At 58.4% G+C, this 11,635-nt stretch carries 10 protein-coding genes and 2 pseudogenes; 9 read left to right on the top strand and 3 right to left on the bottom strand.

Features of this window, described 5'->3' with window-relative positions; translation table 11 throughout:
• Positions 1–67 precede the first annotated feature (67 nt).
• Positions 68–1,063: an aldo/keto reductase gene (locus ACA051_RS14550; RefSeq protein WP_497375386.1), complete on the top strand. Its 996-nt coding sequence runs from the start codon at positions 68–70 to the stop codon at positions 1,061–1,063.
• Positions 1,064–1,107: 44 nt separating this feature from the next.
• On the opposite strand, the gene ACA051_RS14545 is transcribed toward ACA051_RS14550, so the two are convergent.
• Entirely contained in the window at positions 1,108–1,638 is a 531-nt protein-coding gene (locus ACA051_RS14545; RefSeq protein WP_497310412.1) for a hypothetical protein, read from the bottom strand.
• A 391-nt stretch (positions 1,639–2,029) separates the two neighbouring features.
• Here ACA051_RS14545 and ACA051_RS14540 point away from each other — a divergent pair.
• The 7 genes and pseudogenes from ACA051_RS14540 to rarD all read left to right on the top strand — a co-directional run.
• Positions 2,030–3,109 (top strand): annotated as a pseudogene (locus ACA051_RS14540) (cache domain-containing protein); the annotation flags it as partial.
• Positions 3,110–3,496: 387 nt separating this feature from the next.
• Positions 3,497–4,021 (top strand): annotated as a pseudogene (locus ACA051_RS14535) (methyl-accepting chemotaxis protein); the annotation flags it as partial.
• 261 nt (positions 4,022–4,282) lie between these two features.
• Positions 4,283–4,729 (top strand): DUF411 domain-containing protein, encoded by a 447-nt coding sequence (locus ACA051_RS14530; RefSeq protein ID WP_497310411.1) that lies wholly within the window; start codon positions 4,283–4,285, stop codon positions 4,727–4,729.
• A complete protein-coding gene (locus ACA051_RS14525; RefSeq protein WP_497375561.1) occupies positions 4,729–5,163 on the top strand; it encodes a YqaA family protein in 435 nt (144 codons plus the stop codon). The genes ACA051_RS14530 and ACA051_RS14525 overlap by 1 nt, the downstream gene beginning before the upstream one ends.
• An 85-nt stretch (positions 5,164–5,248) precedes the next feature.
• Positions 5,249–6,274 carry an alpha/beta fold hydrolase gene (locus ACA051_RS14520; RefSeq protein WP_497375384.1) on the top strand — a complete coding sequence of 342 codons (1,026 nt, stop codon included), beginning with the start codon at positions 5,249–5,251 and terminating at the stop codon, positions 6,272–6,274.
• An 11-nt stretch (positions 6,275–6,285) separates the two neighbouring features.
• The gene (locus tag ACA051_RS14515) at positions 6,286–7,239 is read left to right on the top strand and encodes a D-2-hydroxyacid dehydrogenase family protein (RefSeq protein ID WP_497375382.1); all 954 of its coding nucleotides are present in this window, start codon (positions 6,286–6,288) and stop codon (positions 7,237–7,239) included.
• A 110-nt stretch (positions 7,240–7,349) separates the two neighbouring features.
• Positions 7,350–8,231: an EamA family transporter RarD gene (gene rarD, locus ACA051_RS14510; RefSeq protein WP_497310408.1), complete on the top strand. Its 882-nt coding sequence runs from the start codon at positions 7,350–7,352 to the stop codon at positions 8,229–8,231.
• A 127-nt stretch (positions 8,232–8,358) separates the two neighbouring features.
• Here the strand turns inward: rarD and hppD are convergent, their stop codons facing one another.
• Together hppD and ACA051_RS14500 are read right to left on the bottom strand one after the other, a co-directional pair.
• On the bottom strand, positions 8,359–9,435 hold the full coding sequence (hppD, locus tag ACA051_RS14505; RefSeq protein WP_219093983.1) for a 4-hydroxyphenylpyruvate dioxygenase: 1,077 nt from the start codon (positions 9,433–9,435) through the stop codon (positions 8,359–8,361).
• Positions 9,436–9,684: 249 nt separating this feature from the next.
• Entirely contained in the window at positions 9,685–10,623 is a 939-nt protein-coding gene (locus tag ACA051_RS14500) for a DMT family transporter (RefSeq protein WP_497375380.1), read from the bottom strand.
• Between the two features lie 79 nt (positions 10,624–10,702).
• Between ACA051_RS14500 and ACA051_RS14495 the strand changes: the two genes are divergently transcribed.
• Positions 10,703–11,575 (top strand): LysR family transcriptional regulator, encoded by an 873-nt coding sequence (locus ACA051_RS14495; RefSeq protein ID WP_497310406.1) that lies wholly within the window; start codon positions 10,703–10,705, stop codon positions 11,573–11,575.
• Positions 11,576–11,635: the final 60 nt, after the last annotated feature.

Here is an 11,635-nt window from a genome sequence, read left to right as displayed (position 1 = left end):
TTTTAGCCGGTTTATCTTGGTTCTGTCGAGGTCAACACTAGGGCTTACACCACAGGGAGTTGATTTCATGCAAACACGTCAATTGGGCAAAAACGGTCCGCAGGTTTCTGCCATCGGTCTGGGCTGCATGGGCATGACCGATTTCTATACGACCGGTGTCGATACCCGCGAAGCCACCGCCACCCTGCATCGGGCGCTGGAGTTGGGGATCAACCTGCTCGACACTGCTGACATGTACGGTCCGCACACCAATGAAGAGCTGATCGGCAAGGCCATCGTCGGCAAGCGCAATCAGGTGTTCCTGGCCAGTAAATTCGGCATCGTCCGCGATCCGTCCAACCCCGGCGCCCGGGGCGTCAACGGCCGACCGGAGTACATTCGCGCGTCTATCGACGGCACGCTCAAGCGCCTGGGCGTTGAAACACTGGACTTGTATTACCAGCACCGGATCGATCCGCAGGTGGCCATCGAGGAAACCGTCGGCGCCATGGCCGAGTTGGTCAAAGCCGGCAAGGTGCGTTACCTGGGGCTGAGTGAGGCATCAGTGGCCACGCTGGAACGGGCGCACAAGGTTCATCCGATCAGCGCCCTGCAAAGTGAGTATTCGCTGTGGAGCCGCGACCAGGAAGAGAACGGTTGCCTGGCCGCGTGCCAGCGTCTGGGCATTGCCTTCGTCCCTTACAGCCCATTGGGTCGGGGCTTTCTGACGGGTGCACTGAAAAGCCCGGATGACTTTGCCGCCGACGATTACCGTCGCTTCAGCCCGCGCTTTGAAGGGGAAAATTTCGCGAAAAATCTGTTACTGGTGCAGCAGGTACAAGCCTTGGCAGCCGACAAAGGTATGACGGCGGGCCAATTGGCGTTGGCCTGGGTGTTGACGCAAGGTGACTACCTGATCCCGATTCCTGGGACCAAACAGCGTAAATACCTTGAAGAGAACGTTGCTGCACTGGAGGTCAAGCTGAGCCGCGACGAATTGCACACCCTGGAAGCGATCTTCCCGGCCAATGCGACCGCAGGCTTGCGTTACCCGGAGGAAGTCATGAAGTTGCTTCACCGGTAACCGAAGCCGGCCCACTCGGGACGTGAGTGGGCCAGCTAAAAACGTCAGGCCTTGGCGTTGACGCCCTTGTCGGTAGGCACCGACGTGCCATTGCCCTTGCCGTAAGTGTGCAGGTTCTGCAGAACGTAAATCGCCGTCTTGTATTCCGGGATCAGCCCTATGGCGTACTTGTCGCCCTTGATGCTGTTGTTCTGGATGGTGTCGAGTTGCGTGGCGAAATACTCCAGCGCATTGAATTTTGCATCCGGGTCGTTCTGCACCCCGAACCGGTTAAATTTGTCACCGGCATTCATCAGTGTCATCGCCGTAATATCGGAAATCAGACCTCGACCTCTGAGGAAGGCACTGAGATTGCCCAATTGTTTGGCCGAGACATTTTCCGGATCGAAACCTTTTACGTTTCGGTGGATTTTCTGCTCATCCATTTTCGCAGTATTAAGCGCGTTTGGATTGGTCCCCACCAGTGCCAGCATCTGCTTGACCCTGGCGCTGTGGGTGACAGGTTTGCCCCCGCCCGTATCCTGAACCAGCAACCCTGCCTTGGGCGTCCAGGCCCCTGTATAGCCGATAGTCATGAATGAACTCCCGACTGCGTGACCATAAAAAATTCCTTGTTTAGTCCAGTTTTAGAGCGGGCAAGTATCAGCGTGGCAACTAGCCATACCAACAATTATTTCCAGTTTTTACAATTTTTGTACATATTAGATACAAAGCACCAAGTGCCTTGTTTCATGGGTCTACACAGACTTTTTAAAAGTGGTTTAGACAACTAATCAGCCTCTTTGTACGTCTTGGTTAGTTTATTTGTATCAACATCGACACTGTTCGCCCCCTGACCGCTCGTCACCCCGCCCCTTTCTAGCACGCCAGTACCTAAAGCTCGCCCCTTGCAAGCCGATAGCTCTTCGAAGCGCCGATTTTCATACAGAAAAACCACAATAAGAACGCTGCACAAGGACCGGTACCATGCCCGCATTCCGCACCATCCAGGCTCGCTACACGCTGTTTCTGGTCCTGTTCATCCTGCTGTTATTCGTCCTGACAGTCGTCGGCATCAGCCAGTTGGTCGCCCCCAAGCTTCGTCACACCGAAGAACAGGTGGCCCTCAACCGCATCGCCGAAGTGGCCGAGCAAATTCAGGGCGAACTGAACAAGGTTCAGGCGCAACAGCGCAGCATCACCCAGACCATTCCGTTGCTCGACAGCGCCGCCATCGACACGGTGCTGCCAGGCCTGGTCGATCAGTACGGCGAGTTGAAAGTGTTCGGTGGCGGTATCTGGCCGTTACCCGGCCAGCGTGAGGCCGCACGCAACAAGTTCAGCACCTTCTGGCACCGCGACGCCTCGGGCAAGCTGGCGGTCAATACGTTCTGGAACAGCGATGCCGCCCCCAACTATTACGACCAGACCTGGTACAAGGGCGGCATGCAAACCCCGCGCGGCCAATGCGCCTGGGCGGCAGCCTATAAAGATGACGCCAGCGCCGAGCCACGGACCAACTGCGCCATGGCCATTCAGAAAAATGGCGCGGCGTATGGCGTCTCGACCATCGACGTGACGCTGGGCTTCTTCAATGACTTGATCGCGCGCAAGGAAAAAGACCTCGGCGCCGAAATGCTGATCGTTGAAGCCGACGGCAAGATCATCAGCAACAGCTCGCGGATCAGTGGGCCGATCGTGCTGAAGAACATCAGTGAACTGGCCGGCAACTCGCCATTTGCCAGTCAAGTGAAGGCCGGCCTGCAAAACCGTGATCAGTCGCAGCGGGTCGAGTTCGACAACAACGGTGAAGCCAACACCTTCTTCATGCGCCCGATCGAAGGCACACCGTGGTTCCTCGCCACGGCCCTTCCGACCAAGCTGATCACCGCCCAGCGTGACGATGTGCTCAGCACACTGAGCCTGCTGCAAATCCCGATGGTGATCCTGCTGGTGTTGCTGCAGATCTACGCGATTCGCCAATTGATTCAGCGGATGAAAATCCTCAAAGCCAACATCGACGCCCTGTCCGCGGGCGATGCCGACCTGACCAAGCGCATCACCATCCGCGCCGAAGACGAACTGGGCGCCATCGGGCACTCGGTCAACGCCTTCATCATTTACTTGCAGAACATGATCGGCGAAGTCACCCAGGCCACCGGCGCCATGGCATCCAGCCTGGACAACCTGCAACGGACCTCCGCCCACACCAGCCAGATTCTGGTGCGTCATGCGTCTGAAACCGATCAGACGGTCACGGCGATCACCGAGATGAGTTCGACCGCCGAAAGCGTCGCACAGAACGCCGCCGAAACGGCGGCCTTCACCCAGCGCGCCAACGAGAACGCCGACCGTTCACGGGTCGTGGTCGGTGAAGCGTCCAGCAGCGTGATCGCCCTGATCGATGAAGTGGCAAGCGCCACCCATAAGGTCGAAAGCATGCAGGAGGATGCGCAACGCATCACCGAGATTCTCGGGGTGATTGGCGCCATTGCCGGGCAAACCAACTTGCTGGCGCTCAACGCCGCGATCGAAGCGGCCCGGGCCGGTGAGCAAGGTCGCGGTTTCGCGGTCGTCGCCGATGAAGTCCGCGCCCTCGCCGCCCGCACGCAAGCCAGCACTTCGCAAATCAATGAAATGCTCAAGCGCCTGACCCAAGGCGTGAGTTCGTCAGTGACCGCCATGGAAAATACCCAGGCCAGTTGCCAGTCTGCCGCCGATGCCACGGCGCGGGTCAACACGGGCCTGGATGAAATGGCCGGCTCGGTCAGCCACATCAACAGCCTGAGCACGCAGATCGCCACCGCCGCCGAGCAGCAAAGTGCGGTGACCGAAGAGATCAACCGCAGCATGGTGCAGATCCGCCACATGGTGGATGAACTGGTGAAAAGCGGCCAGGCCAGCGAGCTCAATACCCAACAACTGCTGCAAGCCAATGCGCGTGTCAGCTCGATCATGGGGCGGTTCAAGGTTCGTTGACTGTTGCTGAATGACACAAACTCCCTGTGGCCGGGGAGTTTGGTCTGGTGAGGAGCTTTTGTGGCGAGGGGACTTGCCCCGTTCGGCCGCGCAGCAGTCGTCGATTGTTATGGGGCCGCTTCGCAGCCCAACGGGGGCAAGCCCCCTCGCCACAATGGTTCAGCGTTGGCAGTATTACTTCGAAACAATCTCTTGCCTAGACGTTAGCTAAACTGGTCAAAATGCATCTTTTTTTGGCCACAATCCAGAGACGAGCCCCCCATGCGAACCCACCTGCGTCTGGTCGCCCTGAGCGCCCTATTCATCTCTTCCCTGGCACAGGCCGCCGACCTGGTCCCGATCGAAGTCCACCGTGACGCCAACTGCGGTTGCTGCAAAAAATGGATCAGCCACCTGGAGGCCAACGGCTTCAAGGTTGAAGACCGCGTCGAATCCAACATGAGTGAATTCAAGCAACAGCACGGCGTGCCGCCGCGCCTGGCGTCCTGTCACACCGGTCTGATCAACGGCAAGTTCGTCGAAGGCCATGTTCCAGCAGATCAAGTCCTGGCCTTGAGCAAACGCGATGACTTGCTGGGTGTCGCGGCGCCGGGCATGCCCATGGGTTCGCCCGGCATGGAAATGGACGGCATGAGCGATGCCTATCAAGTGATCGGCCTGAAAAAGGACGGCACTGACGTGGTGGTGGCGGACTACCCGGCCCATTGATCGGCGGCGCCTACATCGGGCTGTTTTTCGCGGCATTCGGTGCCGCGACCCTGCTGCCGTTGCAATCCGAAGCACTGCTCGTCGGGCTGTTGCTCAGCGAGCAGTATTGGCTATGGTTGCTGCTGGCCGTCGCAACGCTGGGCAACGTCCTCGGTTCAGTGGTGAATTGGTGGCTTGGCTGTCGCATCGAGCGGTTTCGCGACCGGCGCTGGTTTCCGGTCAGCCCGCGCCATCTGGAACAGGCCCGAAAACACTATCAACGCTACGGTCATTGGTCATTGCTGCTGAGTTGGGTGCCGATCATCGGTGACCCGCTGACGCTGGTGGCCGGCGTCATGCGCGAGCCGCTGGGGCGGTTTTTGCTGATCGTGACCCTCGCCAAAGGTGCTCGTTATGGCGTGCTGACTCTGGCAACGCTGGGCTGGATCGGTTGAACGATCGGCGGCGGCGATTGCCTGTGTTTAATGTCGCCCTAATCATGTCGATCCAGCATCGGCGGGTTTCCTATGGAGTTCACCCATGTCCCTTGCCCTTTCCCGTTGGCTGTCCTGCCTGTTTCTGACCGCTGCACTGCCTGTTCTGGCGCATGCCGAAGGCCCGGAATACGGACCGGAACTCCAAGGGTTCGAGTACCCCTACACGGTCAAGCACTTCGCGTTCGAGTCCCAGGGCAAATCCCTGCAGATGGGTTACATGGACGTCGCCGCCCACGGCAAGGCCAACGGGCGCAGCGTGGTGTTGATGCACGGCAAAAACTTCTGCGGCGCCACCTGGGACAGTTCGATCAAAGCCCTGAGCGAAGCCGGTTACCGGGTCATCGCGCCGGACCAGATCGGTTTCTGCACCTCCAGTAAACCAGACAACTATCAGTACACGTTCCAGCAACTGGCGACCAATACCCAGCAACTGCTCAAAGCCCTTGGCATCCAGAAGTCCAGCGTGCTCGGGCACTCCACCGGCGGCATGCTTGCCACGCGCTATGCGCTGCAATACCCCGATCAGGTCGAGCAACTGGCGCTGGTCAATCCCATTGGCCTGGAAGACTGGAAAGCCCTCGGCGTGCCGTATCGCACTGTCGATCAATGGTACGAGCGCGAACTGAAGCTCAGCGCCGACGGCATCCGCACCTATGAACGCAACACCTATTACGGTGGCCGCTGGAAGCCTGAATTTGATCGCTGGGTCGATATGCTTGCCGGCCTGAACAAAGGCCCGGGGCACACGCAAGTGGCCTGGAACTCGGCGTTGATCTACGACATGATCTTCACCCAGCCGGTGTATTACGAATTCAAGGACCTGAAGATGCCGACGCTGTTGCTGATCGGCACGTCCGACACCACGGCCATCGGCAGTGACATTGCCTCCCCGGAGGTCAAGGCGAAGCTCGGTCATTACGACGTGCTCGGCAAGCAAGTGGCAAAACTGATTCCGCAGTCCACACTGGTTGAATTTCCCGGCATGGGTCACGCGCCGCAGATGGAAGAACCGGCGATATTCCACCAGGCATTGCTCGACTGGCTGAACAAAACCAATCCAGTGCGTTAATGAGGTAGCTGATGGCGGTGCAGATTGCGGTGATCGATGATTGGCAGGACGTGGCCCGTGACGTGGTCGACTGGTCCGTGCTGGACAGCCTCGGCGAGGTGAGTTTTATACATGATTACCCCGCCGACAACACAACCCTGGCCAAGCGTCTGGGCAAGTTCGAGGTGATCTGCGTGATGCGCGAACGCACTCGCTTCGATGAAGACCTTCTGCGCCAGTTGCCGACACTCAAACTGCTGGTCACCGGCGGCATGCGCAATGCCGCGCTGGACCTCAAGGCCGCTGCGGCACTGGGCATCCAGGTCAGTGGCACCGACAGCTACAAACACGCCGCTCCGGAACTGACCTGGGCGTTGATCATGGCGGCGACCCGCAACCTCGTGGTCGAAGCCAATGCCTTGCGCGCCGGAAAATGGCAGCAAGGCCTGGGTGGCGACTTGCACGGCAAGACGCTGGCAATCCTCGGCCTTGGCAGCATCGGCAAACGTGTCGCGCAGTTTGGTCAGGTGTTCGGGATGCGGGTGATCGCGTGGAGCGAAAACCTGACAGCTGAACGTGCCGCTGAAGTGGGCGTGACCTATGTCAGCAAGCAGGAACTGTTCGAGCAGGCCGATGTGCTGTCGGTTCATCTGGTGCTCAGTGATCGCAGCCGGGGGCTGGTCGACGCCCGGGCGCTGGACTGGATGAAACCCTCGGCGCTGCTGGTCAACACCGCCCGCGGGCCGATTGTCGATGAAGCTGCGCTGATCAAGGCGTTGCAGAAGAACCGGCTGGCGGGGGCGGCGCTGGATGTGTTCGACGTGGAGCCATTGCCGGTGAATCATCCGTTCAGAACGCTGGACAATGTGTTGGCGACGCCGCATGTCGGGTATGTCAGTCAACAGAACTACCATCAGTTCTTTTCACAGATGATCGAGAACATTCAAGCGTGGTCGGCGGGTGAGCCGATTCGTCTTCTGAGCTAGGACCGCAGCGCCGTTCTCGCACTCGATCGATATTGATCTGTTAGTCAATACTGAACGCGAAAACCACGTATCCTCTGCGCCCGTTTCACGTCCAACCTCGCGAGGGCAGTTTGTCTAAAGGTATCGCTTTATCGGTCTCGGCCTCAGTGCTATTTGCCGTCATGTATTACTACACCTCGCTGCTCACGCCCTTGAGCGGCGTGGAGATTTTCGGCTGGCGCATGCTGCTGACTGTGCCGTGCATGACCGTGTTCATGGTGGTTTCCGGCGAATGGAAACGAGTGCTCGAGATTTTTCGGCGCATCGCCGGGAATCGGAAACTGATCGCCGGCCTGATCGCCTCCTCGGCCTTGCTCGGCGTGCAGCTTTGGCTGTTCATGTGGGCGCCGCTCAACGGCTACAGCCTGGATGTGTCGCTCGGCTATTTCCTGTTGCCGCTGACCATGGTGCTGACCGGGCGGATCGCCTATGGCGAGCGCCTCTCGTATCTGCAAAAAATCGCCGTGGTGCTGGCCTGCCTCGGTGTGATCAACGAGGTGTATCAGGTCGGGGGTTTTTCCTGGGCAACCTTGCTGGTCTGCATCGGCTATCCCCTGTATTTCATCCTGCGCAAGCGCCTGGCCGCCGACAACCTTGGTGGTTTATGGCTGGACATGGCGTTGACGCTGCCGGTGGCGTTCTGGTTTGTGCAGAGTGGCGAACAGGGTTTCGGCGTGTTTGATCAACACCCGTGGTTGTCGCTGCTGATCCCGATACTCGGGGTGATCAGCGCGTCGGCGCTGGTGGTCTACATCATCGCCAGCCGGTTGTTGCCGTTCAGTCTGTTCGGGCTGTTGAGTTATGTAGAACCGGTGTTGCTGCTGGGCGTTGCGTTGCTGCTTGGGGAAAGCATCAAGCCCGGGGAGTGGCTGACCTACATTCCGATCTGGCTGGCGGTGGTGGTGCTGGTGTTTGAAGGGTTCAAACACCTGGTTCGGCATCGCAAACCTTAAGCCCCACACAAAACCAAATGTAGGAGTGAGCCTGCTCGCGATAGCGCCTTCACATTCAACATCAATGTTGACTGAAAGGTAGCTATCGCGAGCAGGCTCACTCCTACAGGTTTAGCGGTGTAGCGGCTTACTCGGTAGCGAGTACGCCACGACGAACCTGATCCCGCTCGATAGATTCGAACAGTGCCTTGAAGTTGCCTTCGCCGAAACCATCGTCGCCTTTACGCTGGATGAATTCGAAGAATACCGGGCCCATCAGGGTTTCCGAGAAAATCTGCAGCAGCAGACGCTTGTCGCCCGACTCGGACGAACCGTCCAGCAGAATCCCCCGCGATTGCAGTTGATCGACCGGCTCGCCGTGGTTCGGCAGGCGGCCTTCGAGCATTTCGTAGTAGGTTTCCGGTGGCGCGGTCATGAAGCGCATACCGATGCTTTTCAGGTGATCCCAGGTCTTGATCAGGTCATCGCTGAGGAAGGCCACGTGCTGGATGCCCTCACCGTTGAACTGCATCAGGAACTCTTCGATCTGCCCGGCGCCCTTGGACGATTCTTCGTTCAGCGGGATACGGATCATGCCGTCCGGGGCGGTCATGGCCTTGGAGGTCAGGCCGGTGTATTCGCCCTTGATGTCGAAGTAACGGATCTCACGGAAGTTGAACAGCTTCTCGTAGAAGTTGGCCCAGTACGCCATGCGACCGCGATACACGTTGTGGGTCAGGTGATCAATGATTTTCAGACCGGCGCCGACCGGATTGCGGTCAACACCTTCGATGAACACGAAATCGATGTCGTAGATGGAGCTGCCTTCACCAAAACGGTCGATCAGGTACAGCGGTGCGCCACCGATGCCTTTGATCGCCGGCAGGTTCAGTTCCATCGGGCCGGTTTCGATGTGGATCGGCTGGGCACCGATTTCCAGCGCACGCTTGTAGGCCAGTTGCGAATCCTTGACGCGGAACGCCATGCCGCACACCGACGGGCCGTGCTCGGCCGCGAAGTACGAAGCAACACTGTGCGGTTCGTTGTTGAGGATCAGGTTGATCTGGCCCTGGCGATACAGGTGCACATCTTTTGAACGGTGGGTCGCGACCTTGGTGAAGCCCATGATCTCGAAGATCGGCTCCAGGGTGTTCGGGGTCGGCGATGCGAGCTCGATGAACTCAAAGCCCATCAGGCCCATTGGGTTTTCGTATAAATCTGCCATTTTGGCGCCTCATCATTTTTTAGAATTAACGGATCGTTAGTTGCTAAGAATGCTGAAGCCGGCGGGTGGCGCGCAGGAGATGCCCCGCACGCTGCGGGCGAGGAAGTCACCGTAGATCAATTGAAACCCAAAACTTTTCATTGTCGACCCAAGGCTGATGCGGGCGAGGCTTCTGCTGACAGAAGACGATTATTATTGTATGCGTAACCCGATTCTACACAGCGTAAATAGGTTTGTCCGCCTTCTGTATCAAATCCCCTTTTTCCCTGCTCGCGCAAGGGGTTTGTTGCACAGGTAAATCCCTGAAAGAATCAGCCCTCCTCCCAGGCACATCACCAGCGTCAACTGCTCGTCCAACAACAACGCGCCGAGGATCACCGCGGTCAGCGGATTCAGGGCAATAAACACCCCCGAACGCGTTGCCCCGATGCGGCGAATGCCATCGTAATAACCGATGTAGGCCAGCGCCGAGCCCAATACGCCCAGGTACATCAGGCTCAACCATTGCTGCGGACCGAGACTGATGAGCGCGCTGACACTAAGTTCACCCCGTACTGCACTGGTCACCCACAGCATCAGCGTGCCGAGCAGAATCGAATACGTCACGGTCTGCACCGGCCCCAGAGAGTGATTCAGCTCTTTGGAGAATAACGAGTAAATCCCCCAGCCGAGCACGCAGCCGAAAATCAGCAGGTCGCCGACCCAGGCGTCGGCATTGTCGGCCAGCAGCTGCGGATTTCGACTGACGATCACCAGACTCGCCCCGACGATGCACACCGCAATTCCGATAACCTTTGCCCGACTCAAGCGCTCCTTGAACAGCAGCCACGACGCCAGTCCGATCACGGCGGGGTTCAGCGCCACAATCAATGACGCACGCGATGCATTGATGTAATGCAGTCCATAAAAGAAGCACAAGTTGTAGAAGAAAATGCCGAAGAACCCCAGCAGCGCCAGTTGCAGCCACTGCCTGGCGCTCGGTTTCGCCAGTGGCACGCGGGCCAGCAGCAAAAACAGCAGCAATGCCACGCTGGCCAGAAGGAATCTCAGGCTGGCGGCGAACAATGGGCTGAGGCTGTCCGCGAGAAACCGGCCGGCCACAAACGTCCCGCCCCAGATCATGGTGACAGCAGCGAGTTTCAGGTAAACCGGCACGTCCGAAGAGGTTGTTTGCGCATAAGCAGTCATAAGGCGTCAGGGCTTCAATCCAGAAAAGATGACGTATCATTCGACTAATGCATGATCATCGTAAAATGAGTAATGACTCATGACCCTGACACAACTCGAGATTTTCTCGCTGGTCGCCGAACTGCGAGGTTTCACGGCGGCGGCCAACCGGCTGGGGATTACCCAATCGGCGGTGTCTCACGCCCTGAAGTCGCTGGAACAGGAATTGGGTGTCGAGTTATTCCGGCGCCATCAGTCACAAGTCGAACCGAGCGACATCGGTCTACAGCTCTTATCGCGCGCCCGGGCAATGCTCGGGCTGGCCAACACCTTGCGCCAGGAAGCGGCCGATGCTCGCGGGATGAAGCGTGGCACCCTGCGCATCGGCTCGTTCGGCCCGACCTCGTCGATCAAACTGCTGCCACAGATCCTGCAGCACTACCGCGCCACTCACCCCGGTATCGAAGTGCACATCGACGAAGGTCCGGACCGGCAGATTATCCAGTGGCTGGAAGAGCGACGAATCGATATCGGCTTCGTGGTGCTGCCTGAAGAACGCTTCGATACCTTCACGCTGATCGAAGACCGGATGGTCGCGCTGCTGCCCTCCGATCATCTGCTGGCGGGTCGCGACAGCTTGAGCCTGAGCGACTTGTGTCACGACCCGTTCGTGCTGACCGAAGCCGGGTCTTCGGAGCTGGTTTCACGGCTGTTCAGTGCGGCCCGGCTGACACCGAACATCCGTTATCGCTGCTCGCAGTTGCTCAGCACCCTCGACACCGTAGGCCGTGGTGACGCCGTGACCGTGGTCGCCGAAGGCTCATTGCCCGACGACAACGACAGCCGCTATGTGAAAAAACCGCTGTCACCCGCCGTCAATCGGCAGGTCGGTCTGGCAGTGCTCGACCAGCGTCAATCGTCGCCCGCAACGCTGGCGTTTATCCAGCTGGCTACAAGCCTTGATTATCGTTGAGCGGCATAAGTATCAACGGCCATCTATCATGCCCACTACTTGAACTCTTTTTGGGAGGCG

It is taken from the genome of Pseudomonas sp. LBUM1669, assembly GCF_059695705.1.
The sequence above is the reverse complement of the archived record's forward strand: the minus strand, read 5'-3'. Positions and strand labels throughout refer to the sequence as shown.